13 protein-coding genes are annotated in these 15,372 nt (G+C 53.8%); 7 read left to right on the forward strand and 6 right to left on the reverse strand.

Features of this window, described 5'->3' with window-relative positions; translation table 11 throughout:
• Window positions 1-5: 5 nt before the first annotated feature.
• Entirely contained in the window at window positions 6-3,359 is a 3,354-nt protein-coding gene (gene mscK, locus ABIE11_RS10245; RefSeq protein ID WP_181827919.1) for a mechanosensitive channel MscK, read from the reverse strand.
• A 107-nt stretch (window positions 3,360-3,466) separates the two neighbouring features.
• Entirely contained in the window at window positions 3,467-4,120 is a 654-nt protein-coding gene (gene acrR / locus ABIE11_RS10250; protein WP_100777371.1) for a multidrug efflux transporter transcriptional repressor AcrR, read from the reverse strand.
• A 142-nt stretch (window positions 4,121-4,262) separates the two neighbouring features.
• On the opposite strand from acrR, the gene acrA reads away from it, so the two are divergent.
• From acrA to ABIE11_RS10280, 6 genes are all read left to right on the forward strand, one after another.
• A complete protein-coding gene (acrA, locus tag ABIE11_RS10255; protein WP_100777372.1) occupies window positions 4,263-5,456 on the forward strand; it encodes a multidrug efflux RND transporter periplasmic adaptor subunit AcrA in 1,194 nt (397 codons plus the stop codon).
• Window positions 5,457-5,478: 22 nt separating this feature from the next.
• Complete coding sequence (acrB, locus tag ABIE11_RS10260) at window positions 5,479-8,625, forward strand: multidrug efflux RND transporter permease subunit AcrB (protein ID WP_100777373.1); 3,147 nt, start codon at window positions 5,479-5,481, stop codon at window positions 8,623-8,625.
• 511 nt (window positions 8,626-9,136) lie between these two features.
• Window positions 9,137-9,511, forward strand: a complete 375-nt coding sequence (gene tomB, locus ABIE11_RS10265; protein WP_100777374.1) for an Hha toxicity modulator TomB — start codon at window positions 9,137-9,139, stop codon at window positions 9,509-9,511.
• Window positions 9,512-9,538: 27 nt separating this feature from the next.
• Window positions 9,539-9,757, forward strand: a complete 219-nt coding sequence (locus tag ABIE11_RS10270) for an HHA domain-containing protein (protein ID WP_012016344.1) — start codon at window positions 9,539-9,541, stop codon at window positions 9,755-9,757.
• Window positions 9,758-9,928: 171 nt separating this feature from the next.
• The gene (gene maa / locus ABIE11_RS10275; protein WP_429184443.1) at window positions 9,929-10,480 is read left to right on the forward strand and encodes a maltose O-acetyltransferase; all 552 of its coding nucleotides are present in this window, start codon (window positions 9,929-9,931) and stop codon (window positions 10,478-10,480) included.
• A 117-nt stretch (window positions 10,481-10,597) separates the two neighbouring features.
• Window positions 10,598-11,065, forward strand: coding sequence for a YlaC family protein (locus ABIE11_RS10280; RefSeq protein WP_100777376.1), 468 nt, complete (start codon window positions 10,598-10,600; stop codon window positions 11,063-11,065).
• On the opposite strand, the gene ABIE11_RS10285 is transcribed toward ABIE11_RS10280, so the two are convergent.
• Window positions 11,037-12,494: a PLP-dependent aminotransferase family protein gene (locus ABIE11_RS10285; RefSeq protein ID WP_429184444.1), complete on the reverse strand. Its 1,458-nt coding sequence runs from the start codon at window positions 12,492-12,494 to the stop codon at window positions 11,037-11,039. The two genes, ABIE11_RS10280 and ABIE11_RS10285, sit on opposite strands and share 29 nt — an antisense overlap.
• 100 nt (window positions 12,495-12,594) lie before the next feature.
• On the opposite strand from ABIE11_RS10285, the gene ABIE11_RS10290 reads away from it, so the two are divergent.
• Window positions 12,595-13,305, forward strand: a complete 711-nt coding sequence (locus ABIE11_RS10290) for a GNAT family N-acetyltransferase (protein ID WP_429184445.1) — start codon at window positions 12,595-12,597, stop codon at window positions 13,303-13,305.
• On the opposite strand, the gene ykgO is transcribed toward ABIE11_RS10290, so the two are convergent.
• The 3 genes from ykgO to ABIE11_RS10305 form a co-directional block, all read right to left on the reverse strand.
• Entirely contained in the window at window positions 13,302-13,442 is a 141-nt protein-coding gene (gene ykgO, locus ABIE11_RS10295) for a type B 50S ribosomal protein L36 (RefSeq protein WP_003859006.1), read from the reverse strand. The genes ABIE11_RS10290 and ykgO overlap by 4 nt on opposite strands.
• A 2-nt stretch (window positions 13,443-13,444) precedes the next feature.
• Window positions 13,445-13,705: a type B 50S ribosomal protein L31 gene (locus tag ABIE11_RS10300; protein WP_095281030.1), complete on the reverse strand. Its 261-nt coding sequence runs from the start codon at window positions 13,703-13,705 to the stop codon at window positions 13,445-13,447.
• A gap of 90 nt (window positions 13,706-13,795) precedes the next feature.
• A complete protein-coding gene (locus ABIE11_RS10305; RefSeq protein ID WP_123429360.1) occupies window positions 13,796-15,172 on the reverse strand; it encodes a PTS transporter subunit EIIC in 1,377 nt (458 codons plus the stop codon).
• Window positions 15,173-15,372: the final 200 nt, after the last annotated feature.

A 15,372-nucleotide genomic window follows, 5' to 3' on the forward strand; every position in this document is an offset into this window, starting at 1 on the left:
TTCGATCAGGCTGGTGTTGGATCGTCGCCTTTGATCTCGCGCTTCACTTCCGTATGCTCGTCGCCCTTCTCGTTGCGCAGATGCACTTCAAGCTGGTTGAAGGCGATATTAATGTCGTTTTCACGGCACAGACGATCGATGGTGCGGTTCAGTTCGTCCACCGCATAGCTGCGATCGCGCAGCTCTCGCACGTATAAACGCAGCTCGTGATCCAGGGTGCTCGCCCCGAAGGTGGTAAAGAAGACGGACGGCGCGGGATCGTGCATCACTTTCGGATGTTCCGTTGCGGCCCGCAGCAGCACCTCTTTCACTTTATCCAGATCCGATCCGTACGCCACGCCGAGGCGGATCACCACGCGGGTGATGGTATCGGAGAGCGACCAGTTGATCAGACGTTCCGTGACGAAGGCTTTGTTCGGGATGATCACCTCTTTGCGATCGAAGTCGGTAATTGTCGTCGCGCGGATGCGGATCTTGCTGACCGTCCCGGAGAACGTGCCAATGGTGACCGTATCGCCGATACGCACCGGGCGTTCGAACAGAATGATCAGACCGGAGACGAAGTTACCGAAGATCTCCTGCAAACCAAAGCCCAGACCGACCGACAGAGCGGCGGCCAGCCACTGCAGTTTATCCCATGAGACGCCCAGCGAGCCGAAGACGGTCATCGCCCCGACCACCAGAATCACATAGTTGAGAATAGTGGTGATGGCGTAAGACGAACCCTGGCGCATGTTCAGGCGCGACAGCACCAGTACTTCCAGCAGCCCCGGTAAGTTGCGGATTAACGCCCAGGCCACCACCGATGAGACCAGCGCGAACAGCAGGCTGCCCATGGTCACGCTTTTCATCACCGCCGCACCGGCTTCGGTGCCGTTGTATTGCCACAGCGTAATACTGTCGAGATAGGCAAACACGGTGATTAAATCAGACCAGATCGCCCAGAATATGACGCCAAACAGGGCCACCATCACCAGCATGGTGATGCGTAGCGTCTGCTGGTTGACCTGCTCCAGCGCGATAGTCGGCTCTTCCTGTGGCTCCGCTCCTTCTGCGCCCTCCTTCACCATATTCTGACGACGCGCCAGCGCGCGACGATAGGCAATACGGCGCGCCGCGACGCTCAGCCCCCGCAGCACCGTCTGATAGAGCAGGTTCCAGAGGATCACCAGGTAGACGGTTTCAATCCAGCGGCCCGACAGGCGCAGTGTGGTATAGAAGTAGCCCGTTGCGGTGAGCACCATCAGCGCCAGCGGAATAATCGCCAGCACCGTGACGGTGATCAGGCGAATATTATGCGACTCTTTATCGCGCCAGCTGTCGCGGCACATTGGCCACATCAGCACGGCGATCAGCAGCAGGTTGAGGAAAATCGCCAGCTGACCCAGCACGTCATCCATCAGATGCAGCGGGGAAAGTTCAGCCACGACGGACCAGAAGTGCAGCGGCAGCAGCGCCAGACTCACGCGCACAATCTGGCGACGCCAGTGGCTGGTGAGCTGTTCCGGCATTGAGAAGTGACGCACCGCCACCCCGTCTTTTTCCAGCACTTTCCAGCACAGGCCAAACACCAGCCAGAACAGCGCCAGTTTTTTACTGAACGCCCACAGCAGATCGCTGATGTTGAGCTGCATCGTCAGCAGTATCAGCCCCGCCGCCAGAATAAACAGGCACACCGGCAGGGCGCGGATCAGATCGATGAGAATCGCTTTTGGCGTATGGAGCTGGCTGTCGTTGCGCAGTTGCCCGACTTCATGGGCGAGCTTCGCCTGGTATTTTTTGAGCCAGCCCAGACGCCAGCGGATCAGCCCCGCAATCAGCAGCAGCGGCAGCCCGGCCAGGAAGGCAATCATTACCGCAGGCCAGGCTTTCTCCCAGTTCACGGTAATTTTCATGCTCTTGATCTGGGATTTCAGCGCCTCCGGGAAGGACTTCAGCCAGTCCCAGTCCATCGGTTTGTTGCTGTTAACCCAGAAGATTTGCTGGGTGAGGATCTCTTTCAGGCTTTTCGACACGCTCACCAGCTGCTGCTGGTTGATTTGCAGGTTAATCGCCATCATCAGCTGGTTGCCCAACTGTTTGTTGAGCTGGTCGAGTAGCTCGCGGCGCATATCCACCACCTGCAACAGCGCGTCGTGCACTTCGTCGTTCACTTCGCTGGTGTGCCCCTCTTCCACTTTGGCGACAAACGCATCGCTCTGGAAAAGCGCATCACGCTGCTGGTTGATTTCAAACTGCTCCAGACGCAAATCCGCGATGCGGTTGGTCATGTCTTCCAGCTCGTCGGCGGAAGGCAGCGTCTGTTGTTGCTGATACAGAATGCGCGATAACAGCAGGCTGCCCTTGAGCACCGCGATCTGTTCTTTAATATTGCGTTCGGCCTGCAGGGCGCGATCCAGCCAGTTCTTCACTTTGATATTTTGCTGAACCAGCGAGTTACCGCTTTCGGTAGCCTGAATCAGGCGCTGGCTGAGCTGATGGTTCACATCCAGCTCCTGCTTCACCAGCGGGTTGTTCTGGATGCGGGTAGTTTCATCCGGCGAGACGGCTTCCTGCGCGGTTTTTTCGGTTAGCGTCAGGCGCTTACTGTTGACCGCTTCCTGCAGGAGCTGGAGCTGGTGTTCCAGACGATTAATATTGGCGGTGACATAATCCCGTTGCTTTTGCAGCGTATCCTGCAAAATGGTGTTGCCTTCAAGGCTTTTGCGCTGCTGGTCGATCTGCGCATTGAGCAGCGTCTGCTGGGCCAGCAGCAACGTTTGCTGAGTCGGGCGCAGCGCTCCCTCGCCGAGCGTGGTGCCATTCAGGCGGTTGCGGATCTGCTGGAGCTGCTGAGAGGCCGAGTACATGGCATTCTGCACGCGCTCCGGCTGGGTTTGCAGCGAGACCAGTTGGCTGTTGTAAGTGGCGAGATCGCTCTGCCCGGTCTGCAGGTCATCGAGCACCTGAGTCATGCGGGATTCAAGCTGGCGCAACGAGAGCGTGGCCAGGGTTTTGCGGGTTTCGTCGTCGTTATCGACGTCGCTCAGGGCATTCAGCGCGGCGGTCGCCTGCCGCATTTTTTCCGGCGCTTCAGCCACTTTCTGACGCAGCTGGGCGGTTTCGGTTTTAACACGCTCTATTTTATCAAGGGTTTCGAGCGTCTCGGTCAGATCGGCCTGAATCAGTTTTTCCTGCGGGGTCAGCTCTTTTTGTTTGTTCAGCGTATCCAGCTGAGACTGAACATCCGCACGCGTCGGCCCGTCGCTGTTATTCTCAGCGCGAGCGTAAACGGCAGAAGCCGTAGTGAAGAAAAAAAGCACGGCGAAGATCAGGACAAAAACAGGGTTTTGCGAGCGAGTGTAGTGCAGCATAGTGATGAATTTGATGTCAGAAATGACCGGGAATAGTCTGGTGCGAAGGATATCACGGCAGGTGAAAGCAGAATAGCGCGAAGGCAATCCTCCAGGAGAATTCCTGGTGCCGATCAGGCCGGCAGCGCGCCCGGCTCCATCCGCAGCGTCGGGCAGAACTGGCACATCTCCAGCAAAATGGCGACGTAGCTGCGTGCTTCTTTTTTCAGGTCAAAGGACTGCGGGGCAAACAGCCAGTTTTCCATCAGCCCGGAGATATAGCTGCGCATCAGGATGGCGGTGCGGCGGGTCAGTAAATTTTCCGGCAGCATATTCGCCTGAATGCATTGATTCAGAGTATATTCGATGCGATCGTAGCTCTCCAGACACAGGCTTCTCTGCGCCTGTTGCACTACGGCCATTTCACCGACAAACTCACATTTATGGAAGATGATTTCCATCATCAGGCGGCGTCTTTCTTCAATGACTGTCGCCTCAAGGACATGGACCAGAATTTCTCTCAGAACTGAGAGTGGATCGTCAGGGAATTTTGCCCGATACTCAGTCTCAAGATCGGTAATACTGGATTCTGATAACTCCCAAATTTCACTGAATAAATCTGACTTATTTTTGAAATGCCAGTAAATCGCTCCCCGTGTGACGCCAGCGGCCTGAGCAATCTGCGCCAGAGAGGTTGAAGAAACCCCCTGCTGCGAAAACAGACGTAATGCCACATCCAGGATGTGTTGACGTGTCTCAAGCGCTTGTTGTTTGGTTTTTCGTGCCATACGTCAATGAATTTACAGGAGTCAGATTTACATACATTTATGAATGTATGTACCATAGCACGACGATAATATAAACGCAGCAATGGGTTTGCGGACTTTTGATCCATTGATCAATTTGAAATCGGACACTCGAGGTTTACATATGAACAAAAACAGAGGGTTAACGCCTCTGGCGATCGTTCTGATGCTCTCAGGCGGCTTAGCGCTTACAGGATGTGATGAGAAACAGGCTCAACAAGGAGCACAGCAGATGCCAGAAGTAGGTGTCGTTACGCTGAAAACTGAACCTCTTCAAATCACCACAGAATTACCAGGCCGTACAAGCGCTTACCGCGTTGCGGAAGTTCGTCCTCAGGTTAGCGGCATTATCCTGAAACGTAACTTCACCGAGGGTAGTGATATCAAAGCGGGTGTTTCTCTGTATCAGATTGATCCGGCAACCTATCAGGCCTCGTACGACAGTGCGAAAGGTGACCTGGCGAAAGCCGAAGCGGCAGCCAAAATTTCTCAGGTGACCCTGAACCGTTATAAAAAGCTGCTCGGCACGCAGTACATCAGCCAACAGGATTACGACACGGCGCTGGCCGATTCTCAACAGGCTAACGCTGCGGTACTCGCTGCAAAAGCCGCTGTTGAAACGGCACGCATTAACCTGGCGTACACCAAAGTGACCTCCCCTATCAGCGGTCGCATTGGTAAATCAGCTGTCACCGAAGGTGCGCTGGTACAGAACGGTCAGGCCACTGCGTTGGCTACCGTGCAGCAGCTTGATCCGATCTATGTTGATGTTACGCAGTCCAGCAACGATTTCCTGCGTCTGAAACAAGAGCTGGCAAGCGGTGCGCTGAAGCAAGAAAACGGCAAAGCAAAAGTGGAGCTGGTGACCAGCGACGGCATCAAATTCCCACAGGCTGGCGCGCTGGAATTCTCTGACGTGACCGTCGATCAAACCACCGGTTCTATCACCTTACGCGCAATCTTCCCGAACCCTGACCACACGCTGTTGCCAGGTATGTTCGTGCGTGCCCGTCTTGAAGAAGGCACCAACCCAACCGCACTTCTGGTGCCACAGCAGGGCGTAACACGTACGCCACGCGGTGATGCCAGCGCGCTGGTTGTAGGTGCGGATGACAAAGTCGAAACGCGTCAAATCACTGCTACGCAGGCGATTGGCGACAAATGGCTGGTGACGGACGGTTTGAAAGATGGCGATCGCGTGATTGTCACTGGTTTGCAAAAAGTACGTCCTGGCGCGCAGGTGAAAGCGCAGGAAGTCAAATCTGACGATAAACAACAAGCCGCAGCCGGTGGCCAGTCAGAACAAACCAAGTCTTAACTTAAACAGGAGCCGTTAAGACATGCCTAATTTCTTTATCGATCGCCCCATATTTGCGTGGGTGATCGCCATCATCATCATGCTTGCAGGGGGACTGGCGATCCTGAAGCTGCCCGTAGCGCAATATCCAACGATTGCGCCGCCAGCAGTTTCGATCACCGCGACCTATCCTGGGGCTGATGCAAAAACGGTGCAGGACACCGTGACTCAGGTTATCGAACAGAACATGAACGGTATCGATAACCTGATGTACATGTCCTCCAACAGTGACTCAACCGGTACGGTTCAGATCACGCTGACCTTCGAGTCTGGTACAGATGCGGATATCGCGCAGGTTCAGGTGCAGAACAAACTGCAGCTGGCGATGCCGTTACTGCCGCAAGAAGTCCAGCAGCAGGGTGTGAGCGTGGAGAAATCCTCCAGTAGCTTCCTGATGGTTGTCGGCGTTATCAACACCAACGGCACCATGACGCAGGAGGATATTTCCGACTACGTGGGCGCAAACATGAAGGACGCCATCAGCCGTACTTCAGGTGTGGGTGACGTTCAGCTGTTTGGTTCCCAGTACGCGATGCGTATCTGGATGGACCCGAACAAACTGAACAACTTCCAGCTGACCCCTGTCGACGTGATTAGCGCGATTAAAGCGCAGAACGCCCAGGTCGCAGCCGGTCAGTTAGGTGGGACACCGCCGGTGAAAGGGCAGCAGTTGAACGCCTCTATCATCGCGCAGACCCGTCTGACCTCCGCCGATGAGTTCAGCAAAATTCTGCTGAAGGTCAATCAGGATGGTTCTCAGGTTCGCCTGCGCGACGTTGCGAAGGTTGAGCTGGGCGGTGAAAACTATGACATCGTGGCGAAGTTTAACGGCCAGCCGGCTTCCGGTCTGGGGATTAAACTGGCGACCGGTGCGAACGCCCTGGATACCGCGACCGCGATCCGTGCTGAACTGGCGAAAATGGAGCCGTTCTTCCCGTCAGGTTTGAAAATCGTTTACCCGTATGACACCACACCGTTCGTTAAAATCTCGATTCACGAAGTGGTGAAAACGCTGGTCGAAGCGATCATCCTGGTGTTCCTGGTTATGTACCTGTTCCTGCAAAACTTCCGCGCGACGCTGATTCCAACCATCGCCGTTCCGGTCGTACTGTTGGGGACCTTTGCAATACTGGCGATATTCGGCTTCTCGATCAACACCCTGACGATGTTCGGGATGGTGCTCGCCATCGGCTTGCTCGTGGATGACGCCATCGTGGTGGTCGAAAACGTCGAGCGTGTGATGGCCGAAGAGGGGCTGCCGCCGAAGGAAGCGACGCGTAAATCCATGGGCCAGATCCAGGGCGCGTTGGTCGGCATCGCGATGGTTCTGTCTGCGGTATTTATCCCGATGGCCTTCTTCGGTGGGTCAACCGGTGCGATTTACCGTCAGTTCTCCATCACCATTGTTTCGGCAATGGCGCTGTCGGTTCTCGTGGCGTTGATTCTGACCCCTGCCCTCTGTGCCACCATGCTGAAACCTGTTCAGAAAGGCGGCCACGGCGAGCATAAAGGCTTCTTCGGCTGGTTTAACCGCATGTTCGATAAGAGCACGCACCATTACACCGACAGCGTAGGCAACATTCTGCGCAGTACTGGTCGTTATCTGCTGCTCTATATCATTATCGTCGTGGGCATGGCATTCCTGTTCGTTCGTCTGCCAAGCTCCTTCCTGCCAGATGAAGACCAGGGCGTGTTCCTGACGATGGCACAGCTTCCGGCGGGTGCCTCGCAAGAACGTACCCAGAAAGTGCTGGATGAAGTGACCAACTACTACCTCACCAAAGAGAAAGCGAACGTTGAATCCGTGTTTGCGGTTAACGGCTTTGGCTTTGCGGGTCGTGGTCAGAACACCGGTATCGCCTTCGTTTCTCTGAAAGACTGGAGCGAGCGTCCAGGCGATGAGAACAAAGTCGAAGCGATCACCGGGCGTGCGATGGGAACCTTCTCGCAGATTAAAGATGCGATGGTATTCGCCTTTAACCTGCCAGCGATCGTCGAACTGGGTACGGCGACCGGCTTCGACTTCCAGCTGATCGACCAGGGCGGTTTGGGTCACGAGAAACTGACTCAGGCTCGTAACCAGCTGTTTGGCGAAGTGGCGAAACACCCTGATCTGCTGGTCGGCGTGCGTCCTAACGGCCTGGAAGATACCCCGCAGTACAAGATCGATATCGACCAGGAAAAAGCACAGGCGCTGGGCGTGTCTATCAGCGACATCAATACCACACTGGGCGCAGCCTGGGGCGGTAGCTACGTCAACGACTTCATCGACCGCGGTCGAGTGAAGAAAGTGTACGTGATGTCTGAAGCGCAGTACCGTATGTTGCCGAACGATATCAACAACTGGTATGTGCGTGGCAGCGAAGGTCAGATGGTTCCGTTCTCCGCCTTCTCTACTTCACGTTGGGAATACGGTTCACCGCGTCTGGAGCGTTACAACGGCTTACCATCGATGGAAATCCTTGGTCAGGCGGCACCAGGCAGAAGTACCGGTGAAGCGATGAACCTGATGGAAGAACTGGCGGCGAAACTGCCTTCCGGCATCGGCTACGACTGGACGGGGATGTCCTATCAGGAACGTCTGTCCGGCAACCAGGCCCCTGCCCTGTACGCCATCTCTCTGATTGTGGTGTTCTTGTGTCTGGCAGCATTGTACGAGAGCTGGTCGATTCCGTTCTCCGTCATGCTGGTGGTACCACTGGGTGTTATCGGTGCGCTGCTGGCCGCGACATTCCGTGGCCTGACCAACGACGTTTACTTCCAGGTGGGCCTGCTGACAACCATTGGCTTGTCGGCGAAGAACGCGATACTTATCGTCGAATTCGCCAAAGATCTGATGGATAAAGAGGGCAAAGGTCTCGTTGAGGCCACGCTGGAAGCGGTACGTATGCGTCTGCGTCCAATCCTGATGACCTCCCTGGCGTTTATCCTCGGGGTAATGCCGCTGGTTATCAGTACCGGTGCGGGTTCCGGCGCGCAGAACGCCGTGGGTACCGGCGTAATGGGCGGGATGATTACCGCAACCGTACTGGCTATCTTCTTCGTTCCGGTGTTCTTCGTGGTGGTACGCCGCCGCTTTAGCCGCAAGAATGAAGATGTGGAACACAGTCACTCAGTAGATCATCACTGATACCGGTTTCACATGCTAAAAAGGCCGCAAATTGCGGCCTTTTTCTTTATCTGACGAAAATCATAAATTACGCTTATTGTTCGTTTATTTATTTTATGTCACCGCATTGAACTTCTGTTGTTTAAAGTCATCGTTAATCCTTACGGCAATTATTTAATTATTTCGTTTGCCCTAAAGATATTAGGATTATTCCTGGCGGTTTTAGGTAATGAGGAAGATTTGGGATTCCACAATTCACGTGTAAGTTTTAGCTAACATGATGAATCCTAAGGTAGCCGACAAAATTTCAGCTATGATTTAGATAAAATTGGCACCGTGAATGAGGGAGATTCAGAGACGAACGGCAGCTGACGTTTTAATTGTAATTTTTCGTAATAGCGCGGTGAAATCTTGATCAGCATGGCTTATAGTTAAAGACATCAGGAAACAGCACCCGTTAAGGTAAGCTAGTTGTATCCATCCCGACAGCGTTGCTCGGGTGAGTAAAGAATCACTCAAAAGGGGATGCGCTATGGACGAATACTCGCCAAAAAGGCATGATATCGCGCAGTTGAAATTTCTCTGCGAATCCTTGTACCATGACTGCCTTGCCAATCTTGATGAAAGTAACCATGGCTGGGTTAATGATCCGACCTCCGCAATCAATTTGCAGCTAAATGAACTCATAGAGCATATAGCAACCTTCGCACTTAATTATAAAATTAAGTACAATGAAGATAATAAATTGATTGAGCAAATTGATGAATATCTGGACGACACCTTTATGTTGTTCAGCAGTTACGGCATTAACACACAAGATTTGCAAAAATGGCGTAAATCGGGAAACCGCCTATTCCGTTGTTTCATCAACGCGAGCAGAGCTAACCCGGTCAGTCATTCATGTTAAAATTATTACAATTACTAAGGTGAATTTATGTCTGATAAACCATTAACAAAGACAGATTATTTGATGCGCTTGCGACGCTGCCAGTCACTGGACACCCTGGAGCGTGTTATTGAAAAGAATAAATATGAACTTCCCGATCATGAACTGGCTGTATTTTATTCAGCAGCCGACCACCGCCTTGCAGAGTTAACGATGAATAAACTGTATGACAAAATCCCAGTATCTGTGTGGAAATTTGTCCGTTAATACGTAGTGCTTTGTTTTGAGGTTATATCATTACCTTCTTACGCTGAATTCACCTTTCGATATACGATCCCTGCGTGGCAAACAGACCCATCGTTTCAAACGTGCACGTCGGCAACAATGTTGTGATTATCATCACATCAGCTTAATGGGAACGTTCCCGTGAGGTTTCCCATGAGTGAAGAAAAACAGAAAATGATTGCCGGTGAGCTTTACCGCCCCTCTGATGACACATTGCGGGCAGAGCGTCTGCGCGCGCGCCATCTGGTTCATCGTTATAACCATACGGAACCCGATGCTAAAGTTGAGCGTCGGGCAATATTGACGGAGCTTCTCGGCCAGGCAGAAGATACCTATATCGAGCCAAGCTTTCGCTGCGATTACGGCTATAACATTTATCTCGGTAAATCGTTCTACGCCAATTTCGACTGCGTGATGCTGGATGTCTGCCCTATTCATATCGGTGATAACTGTATGCTGGCGCCAGGCGTGCACATCTACACGGCCACCCATCCCCTGGATGCCACAGAACGCAACAGCGGCGCTGAATTAGGCAAACCGGTGACCATCGGTGATAATGTGTGGATCGGTGGCCGCGCGGTAATAAACCCAGGCGTCACGATTGGCGATAACGTGGTGGTGGCTTCCGGTGCGGTGGTCACCAAAAACGTGCCGAATAACGTGGTGGTCGGGGGTAACCCGGCGAAGATCATCAAAACGCTTTAAGTCAGAAATTGGTAACTGTTATGGTTTTTATGCCCATAACTGTTACTTCTTTCCCCCCCACCGCTCCCCTAAAATGGGCAGATCCCCTGTATTTTGCAAAATTCATGAAGGTTATAAATGACAGAGATACAGCGCCTGCTTACTGAAACCATCGACGATCTGAATGCCCGCGAAAAGCGCGATAATCGCCCGCGCTTTAGCATCAGCTTTATCCGTAAACACCCTGGCCTGTTCCTGGCGATGTATGCCGCACTGCTGGCGACGCTGGTCGTTATGCTGCTGTCAGAAACGCTGATCGACTCGGTCTGGCTGCTGGTGGTGCTTTTCGTCGTCTTTAACGGCTTTTTCTTTTTCGACGTTAATCCCCGCTATCGCTATGAAGATATCGATGTACTCGATTTCCGCGTTTGCTATAACGGTGAGTGGTACAACACGCGCTATGTGCCGTCGGAGCTGATCAGCAATATTTTGCATTCACCAAAGGTTGAAGACGAGCAAAAGGCGAAACTGCAGAAAATGATCTCCACCAAAGGTGAACTGTCGTTCTACGACGTCTTTACCCTTTCTCGCCCTGCCACTGCGTAATCAGGGTCTGCAAGCGCCTGATCCCAGGCGCAAACTGCGACGCTGACGTATTCCCGTATCCCAGCACCAGCCCGGTTTGTCCCTGTTTTGTATCAAGGTAGTAACCGCTCAGGGCGGCCGGTGCGAGCTGAAAGGCTCTTGCCTGATGCACAATCGCTTTATCATCCACACCATCAATAGCAACCGTCAGATGCATACCGCCCTCACCGGCCAGCACCCGATGTGGAACGTGCAGTTCAGCGTCCAGCGCCTCGCGTAGCTGTCGGTAGCGCTTGCGATACAGTCTGCGCATCGCTGCAAGATGGCGCGCGTAGTGCCCCTCTTCGATAAACAACGCCAGGGTGCGCTGTTCGGCGCGATGCCCACCGCGCAGCAGCGAGCCGATGGCCGGGTGCGCAGCGCGGGCTAACGCCTTCGGGAGCACCATAAATCCGGTACGCAGCGACGGAAAGAGCGTTTTACTGAACGTCCCGAGATACACCACCGGCGCGTTCTCCTGCATCCCCATCATCGCCGGAACCAGTTCGCCGCTGTAGCGAAACTCGCTGTCGTAATCGTCTTCGATAATCCAGGCATTGTGCTGACGGGCAAAGTTCAGCAGCGCCAGCCGCCGGTTAATACTTAACACGCTCCCGTAGGGAAACTGGTGCGACGGCGAGGTGAATATCAGTTTGGGTGAGTGCGCATGGGTTTCCAGACGCATGCCCTCTTCATCGACGGGCAAACCTATCATCGTCAGGCCCGATTTAGCAAACACGCTTTTCGCCCCGGCGTACCCCGGATCCTCAATCCAGGCGATATCTCCCGTTTCACTCAACAGCTGGGTACAAAGACTGACGCCTTCCAGCGCCCCTTCGGTGATCACAATCTGGCTGGCGTCACACTGGATGCCACGCGAGAGCGCAAGATGACGGGCAATCGCCTCACGAAGTGTAAGCTCACCCGCCGGTGAACCATAGCCCAACAGCGCACTGCCCTCTTCGCGCAGAACCCGATCGTACAGACGCCGCCACAGAGGCAGCGGGAAATAGTTGATCGCAGGCGTACCCGGGGTAAATGCGGGCACCGGGGTACCACGCGGTGTCGGCGCAGGAAGATTCGCCACCCGGCGCGCAAGGGTGATGTCCAGGGCTTGCGATGACTGCCCGGCGTGACAGTGCGCGAGATGCGCCACCCGCGTGCCCTGTCGGTTGCGCAGCAGATAACCTTCCAGCGTCAGCTGTTCCAGTGCGCCGTTCACCGTATTACGCGAAATCGCTAACTGTTGGGCGATCAGACGGGAGCCGGGTAACCGGCTTTCGTGCTGCAATCTGCCGCTCAGGATCGCCTCACGCAATGCCCGATACAGCGTGCGCTGGAGTGTTTCTGCCCCACGGCGTTGCAGCGCGTGGGTGATGAGTGTGTAAAAGTCGTCGCCTGGAATGTTCATCTCGCCCTCCGTGGTACCACCATAACACACTCATGTGGACCTTTTTACAGAGCCACATTTTTCTTACTCTGAGGCTCTCTTTAAGCCAACGGGAATCAAGATGAATCAATTCAACCAGTTTGGTCAGCCAGTGGGCGATGAACTTATCGACTGGCAGCCGCGACCGCATCCAGAGCGCGTGGAGCTAAACGGACGCTATTGCACCTTAACGCCGCTACGCCCGGAACACGCCGCCGCGCTGTTCGCCGCTTATCAGCTGGAGGAAGATACCCGCAGCTGGACCTGGCTGTTGCGTGAACCGGATGCAAACGTAGAGGCGTTTACGGCATGGGTTGAGAGCGTCTGCACACTGTCCGATCCGATTCACTTCACGGTCATCGACAATCAGACTCAGGCTCCCGTCGGCACGCTGGCGCTGATGCGCATCGATCCGAAAAACGGCGTGGTAGAAGTGGGTCATGTCCATTTCTCCCCCCTGCTGAGCCGCACGCCGATGTCCACAGAAGCCCAGTATTTACTGATGCATTACGTGTTTGAGGTGCTGGGCTATCGTCGCGTTGAGTGGAAATGTAACAGCCTCAATGAGCCATCACGGCGCGCGGCGCTGCGCTTAGGATTTCAGTATGAAGGGCGTTTTCGTCAGGCGCTGGTGGCCAAAGGCCACAACCGCGATACGGACTGGTTTTCAATCATAGATAAAGAGTGGGAGACGCGGAATCGCGCCTTTCAGAACTGGCTTGCCGCCGACAATTTCAGCGCCGACGGCAAGCAGATAAAGTCCCTGGAAAATTGGCGAATGCTACAGAACTAACGTCTTTTCTTACGTCCCTGCACCGCTTTAAACCGCGGATTCGATTTGCAGATTACGTACAGGCGGCCTTTGCGTTTAACAATCTGACAGTCCGGATGGCGCTGTTTTGCACTGCGCAGCGAGTTAAGTACCTGCATGATTAACCTCGTTTCGCATTAATGAAACCGCCAAAACGCTGACGGAAACGGGCAGCGCTGCCTTCGGTCGAGAAGGTTTTCTGCTTACCGGTGTAATACGGGTGCGATTTCGATGACACCTCGATGGTGATGTACGGAAACGTCTCGCCGTCGAGTTCGATTTCGCGGTCGGTCTTAATGGTCGAGCCTACTTTAAAATATTCGTTCGCACTGGTGTCGTGGAAAACGACGGTGCGGTAGTACGGATGGATATCAGCTTTCATGGTCATCTCGTCATGTTTTGTTATAACATAACAAAATGGTATCCGAGTCGCGAACAAAAAACAACCCCCGCCGTCAGGCGAGGGTTTAGCTTACTTTTCTTCCGCCTGTTCTTTCCCCACCAGCATGGTCGTCAGGACAAACGACAGCACCAACGCTATCACCACGCCCGAGAGCGCAAAGATAAAGTAAGGCCCGATATAGGCCGGCAGGCTGAAAATGCTCGACAGAATGTAGCCGTAGAGACGAACGCCAAAGAACGCGATAAACGCTGAGGCCAGAGAGCTGGCGACGGTAGCGGCGATAAACGCTTTTTTGTAGCGCGTCAGCACCCCAAACAGCGCCGGTTCCGTAATCCCGAGCAGAGCGGAAATGGCAGCAGACAAGGTCACGGTGCGCTCCTGGCGATCGCGGCTTATACGCCAGATTGCAAAGGTCGCCCCGGCAATCGCCATGTTAGCCATAAACATCATTGGCATCAGCATGTCGTAGCCGCGATCGCTGAAGTTTTGCAGCGCGATAGGCGTCATTGCATGGTGCATGCCGGTGAGGATCGCCACCGGACGAATCGCGCCGACCACCAGCCCGGCGAAACTCGCCGACACGCCAAACAAGCCTTCGATAAACAGCGCCAGTCCTTTACCGAGCCAGATGCCAATCGGCCCGATCACTACCAGCGCGGCCAGTGCGCCGAGGAACAGCGTCAGCGTCGGGGTAAAGACCGTTTTCAGTACGTCGGGCATGATGCTGTCCACCCAGCGGTGGATGTAGCTCAAAGCCAGAATAGAGAAAATCACCGGGATCACGCTGGAGGCATAGTTAAAGACCGACACCGGGATCACATCCAGCAGCCAGATCGCGCTAACCGCCCCCTCCTGATGCGTGGCCAGCGCTTTCGCCGCCTCGATGAGCGACGGATACATCAGACAGGCCGCAACGGCCGCTGCCAGATATTCATTAGTCTTAAAGATTTTCGCCGCCGAAACGGCAAGGAAAAATGGCAGGAAGTAAAAAACGCCGCTGGCGATGAGATCGATCACCATCACCGTGTCGCTTTTCGCCGAAACAACTTTCAGGGCGATAAGCCCGGCCAGCAGACCTTTAATCATCCCTGCCCCGGCAATCGCCGGTACGATCGGGCCAAACACGCCCGACACCGTGTCCATAAACAGCGACACCAAGCTCTTACGCCCTTTTGTCGCCGCAGGCGTCGCGGTGTCGTTATTGCCCAGCACGCTGAGCATTTGCTCGTACCAGCTGTTCACCTTCGGTCCGATAATCACCTGAAACTGATCGCTTTGCAGCTGCGCACCCAGCACGCCTGGCAGTTTTTTAATCTCGTTTTGATCGACTTTATTATCGTCAATCAGATCAAAGCGTAAGCGCGTCATGCAGTGCCAGACTTTATTTATATTCCCCTGGCCGCCGACCAGACGAATAATATTATTGATGGCTTCTTGCGTCCCCATAAAGACTCCTGCCGGATGTTGTTGTCGTTTTAATGTTGCCATGAGGATAATTAAACCCTCACAACAAAACAAACCAATAAAATTTGATTTCGTTCACAATTAGCCACTACAAAAGCCTAAAAACCCTCATCAATCTAAAATTGGTCTGGTTTTTAATTACTTTACCGTTAAATAACTGACCAAAATAAATAGTCAAAAAA

Origin of the sequence: Lelliottia sp. 489 (assembly GCF_050435885.1) — a bacterium.
Lineage (GTDB): Bacteria > Pseudomonadota > Gammaproteobacteria > Enterobacterales > Enterobacteriaceae > Enterobacter > Enterobacter nimipressuralis.